This is a genomic window from Apilactobacillus timberlakei (genome assembly GCF_002993965.1).
Lineage (GTDB): Bacteria > Bacillota > Bacilli > Lactobacillales > Lactobacillaceae > Apilactobacillus > Apilactobacillus timberlakei.
This window is the reverse complement of sequence record NZ_POST01000002.1, coordinates 210,848-230,708: the sequence shown is the minus strand read 5'-3', so window position 1 is coordinate 230,708 and position 19,861 is coordinate 210,848. Positions and strand designations below refer to the sequence as shown.

Sequence of the window (19,861 nt, the reverse complement as noted above, 5' to 3'; positions counted from 1 at the left end):
ATTTCTCCATAGAATTAATTATTTAAAAGGTTGAATCCAAGTATCTAAAGCACCGGCTTTAGTTAAAGCATTAGCTATTGATTCTGCTTCATTATCATTTCTAGCCAAAGCTATAATACATCCACCAAGACCACTACCAGTTAATTTAGTTCCTAATGAACCATTTATATTAGCAATCTCAACTAACTCATCTATTTTAGAATTACTTATTTTTAAATTCTTTAATTCTTTTTGATTTTCAGACATTAATATTCCTAATTCTTCTGGATTATTTTTTTCAATATCTTGTCTGGCTTTTGTTACCAAATTACCAATCTTATTTATTGATTTTTGTGTTCTTTTATTATCATTTATAAGTTGCTGTTTAACATAATTAATTGCAATATCAGTACGACCCTTAATACCTGAATCTGCAATTACTAGTGTTGCATTTAAATTAAAATTGATTTCTTCTAATGTGTTGTTTCTAATAAACCATACTGGATTATCAGCTCCAGTAGTGGCACTGTCTAATCCTGAAGGGTTACCGTGTGTAATAGTTTCTTCAACATCACTTAACTTCAATAATTCTTCTTTACTAATATTGGTATCAAAGTAATTATATAAAGCTCTTATAATTGCAATCGATGTTGCCGCTGATGATCCCATTCCTCTTTCAGAAGGAATTTCGCTATCAATTGTCATTTCAAAGGATTCATCTGTTTTATTAATTTTTGTCAAAATAGTGTTAACTAAATTTTTAATTCCTAATAAATCATTTGGAACACTTTGGATGGGACCAATATAATATTTACTATTTAATAATTGACCAGCATCTATTTCATTAATTTTAATTTTTAATTCTATCTTAGGAATAGGTAGAGCAATAGCTGGTTGATTATACACCACACTATGTTCACCCATTAAAATTATTTTGGCATGACTTTTACCAAAAGCTTGTTTTGTCAATATTATCGCTCACTTTCTCTTAATAATAATATTATCATATAATTAATATAATAAAAATGACTTAAATTATTTATTTGAGTTACCCAAAAAATAGATAATAATTGGTAAAATGTAGTATCATTAATATTAATGATTAAAGCAAAGATTGGTGGATACAATAATGAGTAGTACAATTTTTTCAGTAGTAGATATTGAAACTACTGGAACTAGTCAATCGAACGACAATCGTATAATCCAATTTAGTTGTACATTTGTTAGAAATAAAAATATTATTGGATCATTTAATTCATTTATAAATCCAGAAATGGATATACCTAGTGACATAACAAAGTTAACAGGAATAACAAATGAATTAGTTAAAAATGCTCCTACTTTTAATGAATTTGCAAGTAAAATTTCTTCATTGCTAAAAGATACTGTTTTTGTTGCTCATAATGTAGATTTTGATTTTCCATTTATCAATAAAGAATTGGATAGAGTAGGACAAAAGATGATGGATAACATGGCAATTGATACTGTTACTTTAAGTCAATTATTATTACCAACAGAAAAAAGTTATCGACTAATTGACCTAAGTCAAAATTTAAACATTTTACATCAACATCCTCATTCTTCTAGTAGTGATGCTTTTGCCACAGCAAAATTATTAATAATTTTATTTAATCAAATTGAAAAGATTCCTAAAAAAACTATTAAGCAATTAATATCAATAAATCCAACATTGCCTAAAAATACAATCGATGTTTTTAAATATGCATATAAAAAGAATACAGATATGTTTAATGACAAATTATTGGATATTAATCGACTAAAAATAAGAAAGATTCAATATCAAGAAAGATTGAAAATAAGGAAAATAAATTATCCTGAAAGTAAAGGTCAACAAAAAAATATACTTAATGGGGTATATAAATGGAACTCTGAAGAAAGTAAACTTATGAATTCTATTTATGATAATTATAAAAATAGTGATAATTCAAAAAATTTATTGGTAGAACAAAATAATGAGTTAGATTACAATTTAGGATTCTTATTTCCTTTAGTCCATTTATTAAATAATGAAAATAAAATAGTTGTTGCAGTTCATAAACATTCAATTCATGAAGACTTATCTAAAACAATTAATAGAATCAATAAAATAACAAAAAATAATTTTAAAAATTTAGTTTTACATTCAATAGATGATTATATAGATCTAAATAAATTTAGAGACGCCTTAAATATTAAAAGTAATTCTAAACGAACCGAATTTTTAAAATGTAAAATTTTAATTTGGTTAACTTTCACTAAAACTGGTGATCTACATGAGCTAAATTTGGATATGAAAAATGATCAAAATGTGTTCCTAAAAACTATTGGTAATACTAACAATAAGGGGTACTACATGAATAAATTAAAGAATGATTTTAATAATTCAAATGTAGTAGTTATTTCACATGAGTATTTATATAATAATCGTCATATGCTAGCAAAGTATAAACCATACTTAGTTATCAAAGATGCTGTTAATTTTAATAAACAAATATTAAAGCATTATCGTGTTAATTTTAAAATTAATCAAAACAATATTTTAATTCGTCATGCTCAATATCTTTTATATCAAACTCATAATCAAAACTTATATAATATTTTTCAGAATGATAAATCAACCATAAAATTAGTACAAAATATAGATTCATTAATTAAAGAATATGAAAATTATTCATTGAAACTACAAAAGAGTTTTGAAGAATTATTTATAAATAAGCAAAACTTTATTACCTTAAAAAAAGGCTTTAAAAATCCAATTAACAATATTGAGCTTTTTAATTTTATCAAAATCAATAAAGAATATATTGATAAACAGTCTTCATTAATTAAGCAAATAAGATCATTATCTAAAAATATTATTAAAAATAATGACAGCTTAAAGAGTAGTGAAAAAGCTATTATAACAACTTTTAATGACCGTATTTTTAATCTTAATAAATTCTTTAATAATAATATTTTATTAATTAAAAACCTTGTTTATATGGATAAAAAAGTAACTTTTCAAAATTATTTAAATATAGATAAAAATGCTGATAATAGTACTTTAGTAGGTGGATTAATTAAAAACGATGATTTATTAAAAAACAAAATTTATACTTTGTTTAATAATATTTTGTTCATGGATACTGCAATTTATTCATCAGACAAATCAGAATTTATTTTAAACAAGCTTGAGTTAGATAATAATAATACAAGTATGATTAAAAGTTCATATCAGACTAATTTAAATAATGATTATAAGATTTTTTACAATAATAACAAAAAAGAAATAGATTTAAATACATTAGATCTTGAAAATAACAACACATTTATTATGGCAAATACTCAAGAAAAAATAGATGAAATTTATGAAAATATAAAGAAAAATGGAAACGATAGTTTATTAATTTTATGTCAAAAAATTAATGGAAATAAAGATAAAATAATTAAAAAATTTACCAATTCAAAAGGTGCAACAATTATTGGTAATTATGATTTATTTATGGCTATAAGAAATATAAATAAATCAATAAATCGTTTAATAGTTCAAAGCATAAATTTTAGTGATATGTATAATGACAAGGGTAACTTAACGGATTTATATAATCTTATGATTAAAAATTCTATTAAACATATTATCCAGCTATCAAATAATAAGGGAGTTATTTTAATAAATGACTTTTCATTAATTAATGAAAGTAGTATGAAATCTATTAAAAATATGATCTCTAATCATATAAAAATGTTTAAAATAAATAGTAAAAATGAAATAAGGACATTTAATAATTTCTAGGAGGTTAGCAAATTGAAATTACCATCCGTAAATGTTAAATATATTAAGAAAAGTTATAAATGGATTATATTTTTAATATTTATTATTATTTTAATGATAATAGGTTTCTTTTTATGGGCACGTCAACCTTTAGCTAATGCAAAAAACCAGGCTAAGGGCATTGCTGAAAAAAAAGCTAAAATAGTTAAATTCAATAAATTTTTTATGTCTGATTTAAATAGAACCTACTATACCATTCAAGGTAAAGATAAATATCAAAATGAAAATTATGTAATTATCGATAAAAAAACCGGCAATATCAATATTGTTCCACTAAAAAATACTATTTCTCAAGATTCTGCAACTAATATTGCTAATAGTAGAATTCAAATTAACAAACTTATTAGTACAGCACCAACTTTATTTAACAATAAGCCTGCGTGGTTAGTTAGTTATTTTGATAATAAAAATAAATTGTGCTATATAACTATTGATTTAAAAAATGGAAAAGTTATACAATCAATTTCTAATGTGTAATTATGAAATAAGGTGATATATTTATGGATCGATTTGCAAAATTGTTGTTACAGTCAGGACAAACTAGTATTTCTAACTATTTATTAAAAAATTATACAAAGTTAGGAATGAATAGTGACGAAATAATCATGTATTTGCAAATTAAAAGAAACATTGATATGGGGAATTATTTACCAGATATAGAAATCATTATTAATGCTACAGGATTCTCTAAAAATAAAGCATATGAAATATTGCATGAACTAATTCAGAAAAAAATAATGCGAATTAAAACATTAAAGAATAAAAATGGCAATTCATTTGATGTATATGATTTTGAATTAATGTACGACAAATTAAGTCAACTAAATGATGTATCTGATGATATTAATCATAAAGATAAGGTTGCAGAGAATACTAATAAAGAAAATAATATGACTGCAACTGAAAGAAAAAATGTATTTAAACAAATTGAATCTGAATTTGGTAGGCCACTTTCTCCAATAGAACTGGAAGAAATAAGCGCTTGGATAGATAAAGATAAATATGATACTAAGTTAATTTCACTTGCCTTAAGAGAGGCTGTATTAAATCAAGTTTATAGTTTAAAATATATTGATAGAATATTGATCAATTGGAATAAGTCTAATATTAGAACTCCTGCTGATGTTGAAAATATGAGAAATAAGCGGGAAAGTCATAATAAATTAAACAATAAGAAATCAAACAATAATGATGACTTTAAAATACCTATAATAAAGTTAGATAAATAAAAGAATCCCGCACCTATTATTTAATAGGTGCGGGATTCTTTTATTTATTATTTATCTGGATGAAGTATTAAATTTACTATTAGTGGTTGAATCATTTTGAATAGACTGATGACCATTCTTAAAGTATTCATTTAATCCATTTAATTTAACAGATGTAACATCATTAGGTTTAACCCAATCCTCATTAGATTTATTCTGAGAAATATACTGCATTTCGTATTTGTATATTTTTTGAGCAATTGCTGTTTGCGCAGCATTTATATAATTACCTGCTTGGAATTGATGATCATATCCTGTCCATACAGATAAAGAATAATTTTGAGTGTATCCAGTAAACCATGAATCCATAGCTGCATAAGAAGGTAAATAACCTTGATATGATCCTTCAGGATATTGAGTAGTACCAGTTTTCCCAGCTTCATATAGTCCTGGAACTTTAGCTTCAGTTCCTGAACCATAAGGCAAGTTCATAACACCCTTAAGCATATAATTCATCATAAATGCTGTAGAAGGTGACATAGCCTGAACTCCGTTTGATGAAATATTATGAGATACATTATCTGGAGTAACAACTCGATTAATCAAGTAAGGTTTGTGATAAGTACCGTTATTTGCAAATGCAGCATAAGCAGCAGCTTCTTGTTCCGGAGAAATGTAAAGACCAATACCATTTTGTAGGTTAAGAGTACTATTAAAATTCATCCCCAATGAAGATAAGAATCTAGTAGCGTTATTAATGCCCACATTTTGCAATGTCCTAATAGCTGGAATATTTCTAGATTCAGCTAAAGCTTTACGCATAGTAATAGTGCCTTGATAACGGTAATCAAAATCCTTCAATTGAACGTTAGTTCCTGGATAAGTGTATGGAGTATCATGGACCAATTGATAGGTTGGATAATTTAAATATTCAAGTGCTGGGCCATAATCCATAAGTGGCTTTGCAGTAGACCCACTAGATCTGTCTGTTTGAACAGCTCGATTTAATCCAAATTGAATATCAGTTTTACGACTACCAATCATTGCATTAACAGCACCAGTTTTTGGATCCACTAAAGTTGCTCCAACTTGCATAGTATCATTAGGGAATCCTACACGATTATCGTTATTAGCTAAATCATACAATTTCTTTTGTGCAGATAAATCTAAATTAGTGTGAACACTTAATCCTGATTGAGAATTATAACCACGTGATTTTAATTCTTGTAACACTTTACTAACATATGAATCAACATATTTTTCATTCACATTAGTTAAATCATTAGTTTTATGATTGTAAGTTAAACCATTCTTGATACTTTCATTTTTAGCTGCATTGGCTTGTTTAGCTGTAATAGCGTTATTACTTGCCATTGCATCTAATACAGTATCTCTTCTTTCTTTAGCTAATTTTGGATAATTATAAGGATTGTAAGATACTGGTGCTTGAGGCATTCCTGCTAACATAGCAGTTTGAGCCAATGAAAGTTTATTTAACCTCTTGCCATAATAATATTCAGAAGCAGTTTGCATACCATAAACACTAGCGTTATTGCCACCCATATATACTTTATTAATATAGAATTCTAATATTTTTTGTTTAGAGTATTTTCGTTCTACTTGTAATGCTAACCATGCTTCTTGAGATTTACGTTTCTTGGTTCTATCTTTAGCATTGGTTGAAAAAACAGATAGCTTTACCAATTGTTGAGTTAAAGTAGATCCACCTTGTCCTTCATTTCCAGAAATTACATTAGATAGTGCAGCTCCTAAAATTCTAATAGGATCAACCCCATGATGCTTATAAAAGCGTCTATCTTCAATTGAAACGACAGCATCTTTTAACCTTTTAGGGATATCTTTAGATTTAACATAATCTCGATTTTGAGCTCCCATTCTATAAATTACATGATTAGAGTTATCATAAATTTTCGTTGAATTATCACTGGACAAAGAATTATAAGTTATCTTGGGAGCACTAGATGCATAATATGCAAATACTCCAGTTCCAATAATAATCATTAAAGAAACAAAGGCTAAAACACCTAAAATAGTCCTTTTTATTATTTTACCAGCACGACTCTTTTTATACTTACCCTGATTACGCTGTACACGCGTATTATCTTTTGAATCCTTTTGTGACATTATGATTCTCCTTTACTATTTAATAACTTGTCTACTGCTTTTAAATAGGGAATAGTAGGATTTAATGAATATTGAATATTAATACCCAGTTTTTTAATTATATCCTTTTTTATTGATTTTTTCCCACCATTAAATTGATTGTCCCAATATGTAAATAAATCAGTGGCCTTAAATAAAAATAGCTCATCTGTTTGAACGAATTTAATAAGTGCAAAACAAAGGCCACCTTGTTGTACACATTGTCGCATATGTTCAACTTGATGTTTATGAAAATTAGCTAATGGAAAAGAAATTTTATTTTTGGTTTCTTTCGCATCAAAATCAATATATTTTCCACGGTAAACCCCATTATAATCGGTAGTAGAAGCCTTTCTAAAATAAGCTTCCTTAATCACAGCAGCACTACGCTTAGGATAATCAACTTTAACAATTTGAACAGGAGTGGGCTTCTTATGAATCACAGCTATATTTTTATGAAGATAATAATTATTGCTGTCATTAATTTCCTGTTCAAGGGTCATCCCACGATCACCATAAATAGTTAGTTTATGATGAGAATGTTTATCATTATGATTCTTCTTTAAAGATTTATTAGTAGAAACTTTATAAGATGAACCATTAGGATAATGAATTGCCATTATTACCACCTTTCATTTAATATATAATTATAATTCAAATTTTAATTAACAACATTATACCATTAGTACAAAAATCTTAATAACCTAGGAAGTGAAAAAATGAGTAGATTATGGATAACTGGATATCGAAGTTATGAATTAGGTATTTTCAAAAATAATGATCCAAAGAAAACTGTAATAGATAAAGTGATTAAAGATAATTTATCACAAGAAATTATGGATGGTGTTAATTGGATAATTACTGGCGGACAATTAGGAATAGAGCAATGGAGTGTCGAAGTAGCAAATCAACTTAAAACAGAATATCCAGATGAGTTTAAAACATCTGTTATGCTACCATTTCAAAAATTTGGTGAACAATGGAATGATGATAATAAAATGTCATTACAAAGATGTATCCAAAATTCTGATTTTTCAGCTAGTGTTTCTAATGAACCATATAAATCACCGATGCAATTAAAAGCATATCAAAAATTTATGTTAACGCACACAGATAAAGCATTGCTAATATATGATTTAGATCATGAGGGTAAAACTAAATATGATTACAATCAAATCAAACAATATTCAGATCATAATGATTATGATTTAAAGATGATTGACTTTGATGATTTACAAGAAGCTGCAATTGAATATAAGAATAATAGAAAAAACTTTGAAGAATAGATTTGAAATAATTAAATAATGTGTTAAGATAATATTTGTTCGTGATTATTTCAGATATGAGGTGTGAAATATGAATAATATTCAATATACCCCTAAAGATATTTTGCAAAAAGAATTTAAGCAAAAAATGCGTGGGTATGATCCTAATGATGTTGATACATTTTTAGATAGTGTAATTAAAGATTATCAAGCCTTTGGTAAAAACTTTAATGATCTAAAAGAAGAAAATGAAAAACTAAAAGAAGAAATTAAAGACCTAGAAGGTCAAATTAATAACCAAAGTAGTTATCAATTTAATCAAAGATCAGCAGAATTTGCTGCTAACAATCCACAAACATCTAATCATGAGCAGGTTAATAGTGTTGAAGCGGACTTATTAAAACGAGTTTCTAACTTAGAAATGAGAGTCTTTGGATCTAACTAATTAACCATATAAAATTGTATAGAATTGGTGTATGTCCTGAGTAATCGCGGCCAGCTTAAGTTGGCTGAGGAAAGTCCACTCTCGCACAAGCTGCGATGCTTGTAGTGTTCGTGCTCGGTGAAAAAATAAGCCGGGGGACTACTTATGTAGTAATGGCGAAGAAAAAAGCTAAGGATTTATCTATGCTTTAGTACTTCTGAAAGTGCCACAGTGACGATACAATATTGGAAACAATATTGGTGGAACGCGGTAAACCCCTCGAGCGGGAAACCCAAACTTTGGTAGGGGAGCTTCACACACGGAAATTGAACCAAGTGTGGGGGAGAAACTTATGTTTCTGAGATAGATGATTACTACTTCAAAATTTTAAAGGCCTGACTTAATTTTGAAGCACAAAACATGGCTTACAGGGATGTACACCATTCAGGACGAGTGGAAGTTTTCTTCCACTCTTTTTTTATACTTAAAATTATATTTTTAATAAGAGGTAATATAAATGCAAAAATTTAAATTAATGGCAACTTGTGCAGCTGGGATTGAAGCCCTTGTTGGTAGAGAATTACGTGACTTAGGATATGAAACTAAAGTTGAAAACGGTCGTGTAAGATTCGAAGGTTCAATTGAAGATATTATTAAAGCTAATTTATGGCTTAGAACAGCTGATCGTATTGAAATCATTGTAGGTGAATTTAATGCTAAAACTTTTGAGGAGCTTTTCCAAAATATCAAACAATTACCCTGGGATAAATTGTTACCAATGGATGCACAATTCCCAATGAATGGTCGTTCACATAATTCTACATTACATAGTGTTCCGGATGTCCAATCAATCGCTAAAAAGGCGGTGGTAAACAAATTAAGCGAAACTTATCATCGTCGTACACGTCTTCCAGAAACTGGAGCACTTTATAGTTTAGAAACTAGAATTAATAAAGATCATGTTATTGTAACTCTAGATACTACTGGAGAAAGCCTATTTAAACGTGGATACCGTGTGGCTAAAGGGCCAGCTCCATTAAAAGAAAATATGGCAGCCGCATTAATATTATTAACTAATTGGTATCCAGATATGCCTTTCTTGGACCCTATGTGTGGTTCTGGAACCATCCCTATCGAAGCAGCATTAATGGCTAGAAACATTGCTCCCGGATTTAATCGTGATTTCTCGTGTGAAAAATGGAAATGGGTAGATAATGATATGGTGTCTAAAATCCGTGATGAAGCAGATAGTAAAGCCGATTATGATAAAGAAATTGATATTATGGCATCAGATGTGGACGGAAATTTAATTGATGCCGCTAAAGTTAATGCACAAGAAGTGGGCTTGCTACATGATATTCAATTTAAACAACTTGCTGTTCAAGATTTTAAAACAGATAAAATTAATGGAGTGGTTGTATCTAACCCTCCATATGGTGAAAGATTAAGTGATAAAGCCAGTGTAATAAAATTATATAAAGATTTAGGAAAAGTATTTAGACCTATGGATAGTTGGTCCAAATACTTCTTAACTAGTGATTTAGAGTTCGATAAATCATATGGACAAAAGGCCACTAAAACTAGAAAACTTTATAACGGATCATTGAGGACCGATTATTTCCAATTTTGGGGTCATAAAATTAGAAAGTAAAAGGTGAAAAACTTGAAAAAGAATATTGCGATTATTGGTGGGGGGATTGTAGGATCCACTGCTGCATATTATTTAAGTAAGTTAGATTACAAACATGAATTTAATGTTACTATGTATGATGATGGTAAAGGACAGGCTACTAAGGCGGCTGCTGGAATAATTTCACCATGGTTATCCAAGCGCAGAAATAAAAAATGGTATAATCTTGCTCGTGATGGAGCAACTTTGCTATCTAATATTGCTAAAGAAACTAATATGTCTAAAGATATATATGATCAATGTGGAACAATTATTACTAGGGATAACCAAGATAAACTAAATGAGCTATATCAAAAAGCTTTGGTTAGAACCAAAGAAACAAAAACTATTGGTGATGTTTACAAGTTAAATGCTAATGAGGTTAAAAGTAAAATTCCTTTACTAACTAAAGTCTTACCAGGAGTATTGGTAACTGGTGGAGCAAGAATTGATGGTGGAAGGTTTACTAAACATTTAAAAAATCTTGCTCAGTTAAATAATTTAAAAATTGTAAATAAAAAAGTTGCCATTAATGATGAAGGAAAAATTCAATTAGAACAAGATTCCATTGAATATGATTACATCATTATAGCAACTGGTGCATGGATGAAAAACACTTTATCTAATTTACCATTAGAAGTCGACGTAAGAGCACAAAAAGGACAATTAATCGAATTATCAACAAATAGTATACATTCAAATACCGATATGCCAGTGTTAATGCCTGAGGGCGAAAGAGATTTCATTCCATTTAGTAATGGTAAATTAATTGTTGGCGCTACTCATGAAAATGACAAAGGTTTTGATTTACAACCAACAAGTGAAGTTATTGATGATTTGCTAGCTAGTGCCAATCGATTAGTAGATGGTTTAAATCAAGAAAATTTGGTTAAAATAAAAGTAGGTACTAGAGCATACACTTCTGATTTTGCACCATTTTTTGGCAACATCCCACAATATGAAAATATGTTAGTTGGCGGTGGACTTGGATCATCTGGATTAACAACTGGTCCATTAATTGGTAAATTATTAGCTCATAGTATTGTAGATAAAAACAATATTGATCTGGACCAATACCGCAAGCCAATTGCAAATTACATTAAAAAAATTAATTAGTAAAAAGAATGAAGGGCTTGCTGCGCTAAATTGTGAGCACCTTCATTTTTTTTATCAGAAATCCAATTATTTATTACTAACGAAAATGAGTCTTGTAATAACAAAATTTTATCTAATTGTGGCTGATAATGTTTTGCATAACGTTTTTCTAAACTTTCATAAACTATCTTGCTATCAGTATAGTAAATGATTGTTTCATTTTGCTTTGCGATTTCTTTGATTTTTTTAAAACCAATTAAACATGCTTCAAACTCTGCACTATGATTGTTTTTGGCATTTAACTTAGTTTTAATTTGCCTTTGATTTTTATCGTGAATTATAAGAATTCCACCAGAACTATCACCAGATTTGTTCATAGTAGCTGCATCAGTGTATAATTTAAACATAATATAATTTCTCCTATAAGAAGGTGTTTTTCTATGATAACTCAAAAAAGAACATTTTTATATCAACCTGGAATACTTTCATCCATAATTACATGGAGTTGGACATTTGCCTTACTGTTTGTGGGAATAATATTCTGGCTTGAAGTAACTCATTTTCAGCAAATAACATTATTCTTCTTTATAATATTTTTATTATTTTCTATTTTTCAATTGTCATTTCGTAAAATAACTATTGAAAAAAATCAAATAACAATTGGTAGATTACTAAACCCAAGATGGATTAAAGTTAACATCGATGATATTGATGATTACAGATTCACAAAGCATCGTGCTATTATCATAATTAATAATAAGAAACATGAATTTTTATTACCAGTTAACTCAATTATTGAACTAAATAGTATAATTAGCAAAAAAGGGTAAAGGAGTTGCACAATCCATGAAAACAGACATTGAAATTTCACAATCAACTAAACTAGAAAAAATTAACTTAATTGCAAAAAAGTTAGGTTTGTCTGAAAAAGATATTGAAAAATATGGAGATTACAAAGCAAAGATTAATTTACCAATCAACAAACAAAAAGATGGTAAATTAATCTTAGTAACATCAATCAATCCAACTGCTGCTGGAGAAGGAAAAACTACTCTAACTATTGGTTTAGGGGATGCTTTCAATCAAATCAATAAGAATTGTGCAATTGCTTTAAGAGAACCATCATTAGGACCAGTTATGGGAATCAAAGGTGGTGCTACTGGTGGTGGATATGCTCAAGTAGCACCGATGGAAGATATTAATTTGTTTTTCACTGGTGACTTTCCAGCCATTACCGAAGCTCATGACACTTTATCTGCATTAATTGATAATCATATTCACCATGGCAACCAATTAAATATTGATCCTAGACAGGTCGAATGGAAACGTGTAGTAGATATTAATGACCGTGAATTGCGTCACACAATTGTTGGATTAGGTGGACGTACTTCAGGCGTTCCACGGGAAGATGGTTTTGATATTACAGTGGCCAGCGAAATTATGGCTGTTTTATGTTTAAGTAATGATTTAAAAGACTTGAAAAATAAATTGGGAAAAATTTTAATTGCATATACTTATGATAAAGAACCAATAACAGTAAACGACTTAGGTGTTACTGGAGCGCTTGCTTTATTATTAAAAGATGCCATTAAACCAAACTTAGTACAAACGTTAGAACATACCCCAGCATTTATTCATGGCGGTCCATTTGCTAACATTGCCCATGGTTGTAATAGTATTTTAGCCACAAAAGCAGCCATTAATTCTGCTGATTATGCCATTACTGAGGCTGGATTTGGGGCTGATTTAGGTGGAGAAAAATTTTTAGATATTACTGCACCTAAAATTGGTAAAAACCCGGATGCAATTGTTATTGTTGCCACAATTCGTGCATTAAAGCTTAATGGTGGCGTTAACAAAAATGATTTAGATAATGAAAATGTTGAAGCATTATTAAATGGCGCTGATAACCTAGGACGCCATATTAAAAATATGAAGCAATATGGTAAACCAGTTGTTGTAGCAATTAATAAATTTACTAGCGATACTATTAATGAAATGAAAGCATTAGATCAATATATTAATAATCAAGGGGTTAAAGCAATTAATACCGATGTGTGGGCCAAAGGTGGCAAAGGTGCTATTGATTTGGCTAATGAATTGGTTGAAGCTTGTGATGAGCAACATAATTTTAAACCTTTATATAACAAAAATGATGATATATTAACTAAAATTAATAAGGTAGTTAAAAACATATATGGTGGTTCCAATGTTGAATTAAGTTCTAAAGCTCAGAGTCAACTTAAGACCATTAAAAAACGTGGTTGGGATGAAATGCCTGTATGTATAGCAAAAACACAATATTCATTTACCGATAGTGCTAAATTACTTGGTGCGCCTGAGAATTTCACTATTCACGTAAGAGAATTACAACCTCGCTTAGGAGCTGGTTTTATAGTTGCTTTAACTGGTAAAGTTCTTACGATGCCAGGATTGCCTACTCATCCTGCTGCATTAGACATGGACATCGACAATGATGGTAAAATTAAAGGACTATTTTAAAGGAGAATTATAATGCCGATATTTTATGCTATATTGAGTATGATTGTTTTAATTAGTGCTGATCAAATTACTAAATATTTAATTGCGACTCATATTTCTGAAAATGATGTTACTAATTTAATTCCAGGTTTAATATCGTTTACTAATTTGCATAATAATGGTGCCGCTTGGAGTATCTTACAAGGACAACAATGGTTGTTTAGCTTAATTAGCATTGTTGCAATATTTGTGATTGGTTATTTTATGTATAAATTAAGGAACAAAAAAGTATATGAAATAAGCTTTGTAATTTTATTATCAGGGATAATTGGTAACTTTATTGATCGATTATTTCAAGGCTATGTCGTGGATATGGTCCAATTAGACTTTATTAATTTTCCAGTTTTTAATGTTGCTGATTCATGCATTACAATTGGAATTATAATTTTATTCATAGCAATATTAAGAGATGGTGATTTAAATTAAAAATAAACTTGAATTTTGTGCAACCGAAAACGATAAAAGACTAGATAAATCAATTGCTAATCATTTTAACGATATTAGTCGTTCAAGAGCAAAAAATTTAATTGAAGAACAAATGGTAAAGGTGAATGATGAATTAAAAAAGCCAAAATATGATTTAAAACAAGGGGATAATGTAGTTATTAATATCCCAGAACCTAAAACATTAGATTTAGAGCCAGAAAATATTCCCTTAGATATCGTTTATGAGGATAATGACGTCTTAGTTGTGAATAAACCGCAAGGGATGGTTGTGCACCCTTCACCTGGTCATCCTGATCATACTTTAGTAAATGCTTTATTATTTCATACCCCTTTGTCCAATATTAATGGTACTTTTAGACCAGGAATTGTTCATCGAATTGACAAAGACACATCAGGATTATTAATGATTGCTAAAAATAATGATGCTCACAAATCATTATCAGAACAATTAAAAGCCAAGAGTAATATTCGAGAATATGTTGCTTTAGTACATGGAAATATTAAAGAAGACAAAGGTAAAATTGATGCGCCCATTGGAAGATCTAAAAAGGATCGAAAAAAGCAAGCTATTGTAGATGATGGTAAGCATGCTGTAACTCATTTTAAAGTCTTGGAAAGATTAGGTGAATATACATTAGTATCATGCGTGTTAGAAACTGGACGCACTCATCAAATTAGAGTTCATATGAAATATATTGGACATCCCTTAGTTGGCGATCCATTATATGGGCCTAGAAAAACAATTAAGGGTAATGGTCAATTTTTGCACGCTGCTAAGTTAGGATTTAAGCATCCTAAAACTAGTAAATTAATGGTTTTTGATGCACCACTGCCTAAAGTTTTTAAACAAACAATTAATAATTTAAGAAATAGTATAAAATAATTAGGAGGATATATTTAATGTCAAAAGTTGTAGTAGACAAAATGGCAATGCAACGTGCATTGACTAGAATCACTTATGAAATTATTGAAAAAAATAAAGGGGTTAATAACTTAGTAATTTTAGGTATTAAGACCCGTGGAGTTTACTTAGCAAAACGTATTGCTAATCGTTTACAAAAATTAGAAAACAAAGAGGTTCCAGTAGTGCAGCTAGATATAACCAAATATCGTGATGATGTTAAACATACAGCTGATGATCCAAAAGTTGCCGATGATGATAAAATTTCTTTAGACAATAGAAATGTAATCTTAGTTGATGATGTTTTATTTACAGGTAGAACTATTAAATCTGCTTTTTCTGCAATTTCAGAATTAGGTCGTCCTGACAATATCCGTTTAGCAGTATTAATTGACCGTGGGCATCGTGAATTACCAATTAGAGCAGATTTCGTAGGTAAAAATATTCCAACATCTAGAACTGAAAAAATTAAAGTTCAAGTTAATGAAATTGATGGTAAAGATTCAGTAGAAATCATTGATAAGTAATTAATTCTTAAATATATATTTAAGGAGCATGTTATGGCAACACGTTATTTAATATTAGAAGATGGGACATCTTACAAGGGTAAAGCATTTGGATCGCAAGCCACTACAACAGGTGAAATTGTGGTTAATTCAAATATGTTAGGATATCAAGAAATTATTACTAATCAAATTTATCATAATCAAATTATTACCTTTACCCAGCCATCAATTGGGAATACTGGTATTAACCATAAAAGTTTTGAATCCATTATTACCAACGCAAAAGGAATCATTGTGCGTGAATACTCTAATATTTCTACAAATAGATTAGGCAATTTAACTTTAGATCGTTTTTTAAAACAACATAACATCCCTGGCATTGCGGGGATTGATACTAGAGAATTAACCCACCGTATTAGAAGAAATAAATCGATGAAGGCTAGTATTGTTGATGTTAATGATGAACATGCTTTTGACCAACTAAATGCAGCAGTATTAACTAATCAACAGGTAAAACAGGTTTCTACCAAAGCACCATTTCCTAACACAGGCGATGGCTATAACATCATATTAATTGACTTTGGCTTAAAATATGGCATCTTACGCCGTCTAGCTGAATTAGATTGTAACGTTATTGTAATGCCATGGAATACAAGCAGTAAGGAAATTATGGATTTAGATCCCGATGGAGTAATTTTATCTACCGGTCCTGGTTCGCCTAATGATTTACCTGAGTCAGTACTAAATATGATAAGAGAGACCCAAGAAAAATTGCCAATGTTTGCTATGGGGTTGGGACACGAGTTATTTGCGTTAGCTAACGGTGCTGAAACTTATAAATTAAAGGTTGAGCATCATGGCAGTAATCATCCCATTAGACAAATTATCACTAATCAAATTATATATGCATCACAAAGCCAAGGGTACGCAGTCGATCCTAAATCAATTAAACATGATCAATTATTAATAACTTTTATTGATTTAGTAAATGGTACTGTCCAGGGTATTAGACACCGTGATTTCCCTTCATTTTCAGTTCAATTTTCTCCAGATGGTGGGCCCGGACCTGAAGATACTGTTGACTTATTTGAAGAATTTTTAGAAAACGTTAGCTCACAAAGGAGATAACTGAAATGTTTAATAATGAAATAAAAAAAGTCTTAATACTTGGAAGTGGTCCATCTTCGATTGGCAATGAAACTGAATTGGATTCTGCGGCTTTTCAAATGATGGTTGCTCTTAAAAAAAATGGAATTAAAGCCTTAATTATGGACAATAATCCATTCTCTTTAACCATGACTGAAATTCAATCTGCTAATACTTTTGTAAAAGAAATTAATTTGAAAAATGTATTAGAAGTAATTAAGAAATCAAAGCCAGATGCAATTATTCCCACTGTAGGTGGCTTAAGAGCCATTCATATTACTCAGGAATTAATGAATCAAGGTATCTTAAGAGACTTGAATGTTAAAGTATTAGGGATATCAGAATCAGCATTAAAAACAGTTAATGATTCTAATCGAATGAAAACAGTAATTCAACAATCGGATGAACCATGTATACCATCTAAAATCGTTAATAATGAATCTGAAGCATTTGACGTAGTTAGACAAATTGGTTTTCCCGTTATAATTAAACCAATTAATCAAAAAGATTCTGTTAAACGAAAAGTATGTAAAAATACAGATGAATTATCTTACTTTTTGGAAAATACATTTGATGAACAAAATAAAAAATGTATAGTTGAAAAAAGTGTTGTGGGTTTTAAACAAATTGAAATGGTAGGGATTAGGGATGAAAATGGTACTAAGATTTTAGTTAATGGATTAGAAAATGTTGATGCTGTTGGTGTACATTCTGGTGATTCAATTGTTGTATCTCCAATCCAGACATTAACTGACATTGAATATCAGAATTTAAGAACGGCCACTTTTAAAATTATGGAAAATCTTGATATTGTAGGAGTATGCCACTTACAATTTGCTTTAAGTGCAAAAGATAATCTATATTTTATAACCAAGATTAATCCATTAGTAAATCAAAGTACCGCTTTTTCTGCAAGAGCAACTGGTTATCCATTAGTCTATACTTGTACTAATTTAATGCTTGGTAAACAGTTAAATGAAATTCAATTGCCGGAAAAGTATAATCATTTAACTGCCGTTATGGAACCGTCCTTAGACCATATAGTAGTTAAGATCCCTATTTGGCCATTTGAAAATATCCCACAGGCTAGTCAAAGACTAAATACCGTAATGAAATCTGTAGGATCAACGATTGGTGTCGGTAGAACCGTAGAGGAAGCTATGCTAAAAGCCCTAAGGAGTTCTCAGTTTAGTCCTAGAGATGTACTCCCAAGCATGAAAAATCTCGATAATGATGAACTAATTAACAGACTAATTCATCCCCAATCAAATCGATTATTAGTATTAATTGAAGCCATTAGAAGGGGATACCAGGTTGATGATTTAGAAGAGTTAACTAAAATAAATCAATTTTATTTTTATAAATTAAAAAAATTATTGGATGTTGAAAAGTTAATTGTTAATCACCCTATGGAGCTAAATACTATTGAGCATGCCCATCAATTTGGGTTTGGTGATGGAATGATGGCTGAAACTTGGAATATCCCTATCCAAAAGGTACGTGATATTTATCATCAATATAATGAATATCCAACCTATAAGTCAATTGAATCTTCAGCTGGAGAATTAGAACAAAATATAGAATCTTTTTATAGTAGTTTTGAAAAAGAAAATGAATCGCATAAAGAGTCACAAAAAACTGCGTTAGTTATTGGTCGCGGTGGTAATAAATTAGGACCTAATACGGCAGCTGATTATTATACAGCAGAAGTGCTTATTCAATTACACAAATTAGGTTATAAAACAGTAATAATGAATAATAATCCTAATGCTTTATCATTGTCACCGCAAATTAGTGATAAACAATACATTGAGCCTATCCAATTAGGTGATATTTTAAATATTATTGAATTAGAAGAGCCTGTCCGTGTTTTTGTTCCTGGTAATAGACACTTTTTAATGAAACAGTTAAAAAAATATACTGAATTAAATGTCCAAATATTACCACCTGATCAAGATACAGGAGTTATCTTACCTAAAAATGTAAGCTATGCACTAAATTTCTTTGTTACTAATGATACTAACTACTTTATTTCATCTGAAAAATTAATTAGTAATTTAAATAATGATTTGGATCACGTTACTAATTATGAGATGCCTTATATAGGCCTTGATTACTATCAACTAACAAAAAATATTAAAGAAGCATCTGCACACATTGATCAATCCAATTGGATTGGATTAGTACAGATACTATTTAACGAAAAAGATAACGGTGAATCAGAATATGTAGGAATTCGTCCATTAAGATTAACTGAAACAATCTTTTTAAGTAAAGCAACTGGTATTAATTGGATTCGTGAACTCGTTAAATTTTATACTAAAAGGTTTGATAGCAAAATTATTGACAAATTAAATACTAATCAAAATCGAATTACTACTATGCGTGCAACCTTTCCGTTTAAACAATTAAACATACACATTGATCATGGTAATAGTTCACAAGAGATTGGTGCTAAATTAAAATTCAGATTAAATGAATAGAAAAGTTTAAAATTTAAAGATAAAATCCCAAGAATATGACTATAATGAATTTGAAAACATATTAAATCTTCTTTTCAAATTCATTATGGAAAGGATGATAGTTTATGATTAAAAATAAACTATTACTTATTTTTGCACCCCATGATTTTATTGTTTAGTACTGCTAATCTTGCATCGGTAACTTGTCTTAAAAATTAAATATACAAAAAGATGCTCATTAGAA

18 protein-coding genes and 1 other RNA gene are annotated in these 19,861 nt (G+C 29.3%); 15 read left to right on the top strand and 4 right to left on the bottom strand.

The window, feature by feature from the left end:
- Positions 1 to 18 precede the first annotated feature (18 nt).
- On the bottom strand, positions 19 to 948 hold the full coding sequence (gene mvk / locus C7N71_RS03090) for a mevalonate kinase (protein WP_105987706.1): 930 nt from the start codon (positions 946 to 948) through the stop codon (positions 19 to 21).
- Between the two features lie 160 nt (positions 949 to 1,108).
- Here mvk and C7N71_RS03085 point away from each other — a divergent pair, with 160 nt between their 5' ends.
- Genes C7N71_RS03085 through C7N71_RS03075 form a run of 3 tightly spaced genes read left to right on the top strand, consistent with a single transcriptional unit; the run spans position 1,109 to position 5,019 of the window.
- Positions 1,109 to 3,751 carry an exonuclease domain-containing protein gene (locus C7N71_RS03085; RefSeq protein ID WP_105987705.1) on the top strand — a complete coding sequence of 881 codons (2,643 nt, stop codon included), beginning with the start codon at positions 1,109 to 1,111 and terminating at the stop codon, positions 3,749 to 3,751.
- Positions 3,752 to 3,763: 12 nt separating this feature from the next.
- Positions 3,764 to 4,267 (top strand): PepSY domain-containing protein, encoded by a 504-nt coding sequence (locus C7N71_RS03080; RefSeq protein WP_105987704.1) that lies wholly within the window; start codon positions 3,764 to 3,766, stop codon positions 4,265 to 4,267.
- A 23-nt stretch (positions 4,268 to 4,290) separates the two neighbouring features.
- The gene (locus tag C7N71_RS03075) at positions 4,291 to 5,019 is read left to right on the top strand and encodes a DnaD domain-containing protein (RefSeq protein ID WP_105987703.1); all 729 of its coding nucleotides are present in this window, start codon (positions 4,291 to 4,293) and stop codon (positions 5,017 to 5,019) included.
- Between the two features lie 51 nt (positions 5,020 to 5,070).
- Here the strand turns inward: C7N71_RS03075 and C7N71_RS03070 are convergent, their stop codons facing one another.
- Both C7N71_RS03070 and recU read right to left on the bottom strand, forming a co-directional pair.
- Complete coding sequence (locus tag C7N71_RS03070) at positions 5,071 to 7,143, bottom strand: transglycosylase domain-containing protein (protein ID WP_105987702.1); 2,073 nt, start codon at positions 7,141 to 7,143, stop codon at positions 5,071 to 5,073.
- Positions 7,143 to 7,781, bottom strand: coding sequence for a Holliday junction resolvase RecU (recU, locus tag C7N71_RS03065; RefSeq protein WP_105987701.1), 639 nt, complete (start codon positions 7,779 to 7,781; stop codon positions 7,143 to 7,145). Before recU ends, C7N71_RS03070 begins: the two co-directional genes overlap by 1 nt.
- Positions 7,782 to 7,880: 99 nt before the next feature.
- Here recU and C7N71_RS03060 point away from each other — a divergent pair, with 99 nt between their 5' ends.
- From C7N71_RS03060 to C7N71_RS03040, 5 genes are all read left to right on the top strand, one after another.
- Entirely contained in the window at positions 7,881 to 8,447 is a 567-nt protein-coding gene (locus tag C7N71_RS03060; RefSeq protein WP_105987700.1) for a DUF1273 domain-containing protein, read from the top strand.
- Positions 8,448 to 8,517: 70 nt separating this feature from the next.
- Entirely contained in the window at positions 8,518 to 8,871 is a 354-nt protein-coding gene (gene gpsB, locus C7N71_RS03055) for a cell division regulator GpsB (RefSeq protein ID WP_105987699.1), read from the top strand.
- A 32-nt stretch (positions 8,872 to 8,903) separates the two neighbouring features.
- Positions 8,904 to 9,283, top strand: an RNA gene (gene rnpB / locus C7N71_RS03050) — RNase P RNA component class B.
- A gap of 84 nt (positions 9,284 to 9,367) precedes the next feature.
- Positions 9,368 to 10,501 (top strand): THUMP domain-containing class I SAM-dependent RNA methyltransferase, encoded by a 1,134-nt coding sequence (locus C7N71_RS03045; protein ID WP_105987698.1) that lies wholly within the window; start codon positions 9,368 to 9,370, stop codon positions 10,499 to 10,501.
- Between the two features lie 12 nt (positions 10,502 to 10,513).
- On the top strand, positions 10,514 to 11,635 hold the full coding sequence (locus C7N71_RS03040; RefSeq protein ID WP_105987697.1) for an NAD(P)/FAD-dependent oxidoreductase: 1,122 nt from the start codon (positions 10,514 to 10,516) through the stop codon (positions 11,633 to 11,635).
- Here C7N71_RS03040 and C7N71_RS03035 read toward each other — a convergent pair.
- Positions 11,632 to 12,021 carry a ribonuclease HI family protein gene (locus C7N71_RS03035; protein ID WP_105964591.1) on the bottom strand — a complete coding sequence of 130 codons (390 nt, stop codon included), beginning with the start codon at positions 12,019 to 12,021 and terminating at the stop codon, positions 11,632 to 11,634. The genes C7N71_RS03040 and C7N71_RS03035 overlap by 4 nt on opposite strands.
- A gap of 33 nt (positions 12,022 to 12,054) precedes the next feature.
- Between C7N71_RS03035 and C7N71_RS03030 the strand changes: the two genes are divergently transcribed.
- From C7N71_RS03030 to C7N71_RS03000, 7 genes are read left to right on the top strand one after another with little or no spacing between them, the layout of a single operon-like run.
- Positions 12,055 to 12,444: an EbsA family protein gene (locus C7N71_RS03030; protein WP_105987696.1), complete on the top strand. Its 390-nt coding sequence runs from the start codon at positions 12,055 to 12,057 to the stop codon at positions 12,442 to 12,444.
- A 16-nt stretch (positions 12,445 to 12,460) separates the two neighbouring features.
- Positions 12,461 to 14,116: a formate--tetrahydrofolate ligase gene (locus C7N71_RS03025; protein WP_105987695.1), complete on the top strand. Its 1,656-nt coding sequence runs from the start codon at positions 12,461 to 12,463 to the stop codon at positions 14,114 to 14,116.
- Positions 14,117 to 14,134: 18 nt separating this feature from the next.
- Complete coding sequence (gene lspA, locus C7N71_RS03020) at positions 14,135 to 14,581, top strand: signal peptidase II (protein ID WP_167387717.1); 447 nt, start codon at positions 14,135 to 14,137, stop codon at positions 14,579 to 14,581.
- Entirely contained in the window at positions 14,577 to 15,485 is a 909-nt protein-coding gene (locus C7N71_RS03015) for an RluA family pseudouridine synthase (RefSeq protein ID WP_105987693.1), read from the top strand. The genes lspA and C7N71_RS03015 overlap by 5 nt, the downstream gene beginning before the upstream one ends.
- A gap of 17 nt (positions 15,486 to 15,502) precedes the next feature.
- Complete coding sequence (pyrR, locus tag C7N71_RS03010) at positions 15,503 to 16,030, top strand: bifunctional pyr operon transcriptional regulator/uracil phosphoribosyltransferase PyrR (RefSeq protein ID WP_105987692.1); 528 nt, start codon at positions 15,503 to 15,505, stop codon at positions 16,028 to 16,030.
- A gap of 33 nt (positions 16,031 to 16,063) precedes the next feature.
- Positions 16,064 to 17,137 carry a carbamoyl phosphate synthase small subunit gene (locus C7N71_RS03005; RefSeq protein ID WP_105987691.1) on the top strand — a complete coding sequence of 358 codons (1,074 nt, stop codon included), beginning with the start codon at positions 16,064 to 16,066 and terminating at the stop codon, positions 17,135 to 17,137.
- 5 nt (positions 17,138 to 17,142) lie between these two features.
- The gene (locus tag C7N71_RS03000; protein WP_105987690.1) at positions 17,143 to 19,638 is read left to right on the top strand and encodes a carbamoyl phosphate synthase preATP-grasp domain-containing protein; all 2,496 of its coding nucleotides are present in this window, start codon (positions 17,143 to 17,145) and stop codon (positions 19,636 to 19,638) included.
- Positions 19,639 to 19,861: the final 223 nt, after the last annotated feature.

Bases quoted from the DNA above. Each gene is read 5' to 3' on its own strand.
- C7N71_RS03045 (WP_105987698.1), top strand. From the start codon at position 9,368: ATGCAAAAATTTAAATTAATGGCAACTTGTGCAGCTGGGATTGAAGCC.
- C7N71_RS03085 (WP_105987705.1), top strand. From the start codon at position 1,109: ATGAGTAGTACAATTTTTTCAGTAGTAGATATTGAAACTACTGGAACT.
- C7N71_RS03030 (WP_105987696.1), top strand. From the start codon at position 12,055: ATGATAACTCAAAAAAGAACATTTTTATATCAACCTGGAATACTTTCA.
- C7N71_RS03060 (WP_105987700.1), top strand. From the start codon at position 7,881: ATGAGTAGATTATGGATAACTGGATATCGAAGTTATGAATTAGGTATT.
- C7N71_RS03025 (WP_105987695.1), top strand. From the start codon at position 12,461: ATGAAAACAGACATTGAAATTTCACAATCAACTAAACTAGAAAAAATT.
- C7N71_RS03000 (WP_105987690.1), top strand. From the start codon at position 17,143: ATGTTTAATAATGAAATAAAAAAAGTCTTAATACTTGGAAGTGGTCCA.
- recU (WP_105987701.1), bottom strand. From the start codon at position 7,781: ATGGCAATTCATTATCCTAATGGTTCATCTTATAAAGTTTCTACTAAT.
- C7N71_RS03075 (WP_105987703.1), top strand. From the start codon at position 4,291: ATGGATCGATTTGCAAAATTGTTGTTACAGTCAGGACAAACTAGTATT.
- gpsB (WP_105987699.1), top strand. From the start codon at position 8,518: ATGAATAATATTCAATATACCCCTAAAGATATTTTGCAAAAAGAATTT.
- C7N71_RS03005 (WP_105987691.1), top strand. From the start codon at position 16,064: ATGGCAACACGTTATTTAATATTAGAAGATGGGACATCTTACAAGGGT.
- C7N71_RS03035 (WP_105964591.1), bottom strand. From the start codon at position 12,021: ATGTTTAAATTATACACTGATGCAGCTACTATGAACAAATCTGGTGAT.
- C7N71_RS03070 (WP_105987702.1), bottom strand. From the start codon at position 7,143: ATGTCACAAAAGGATTCAAAAGATAATACGCGTGTACAGCGTAATCAG.
- pyrR (WP_105987692.1), top strand. From the start codon at position 15,503: ATGTCAAAAGTTGTAGTAGACAAAATGGCAATGCAACGTGCATTGACT.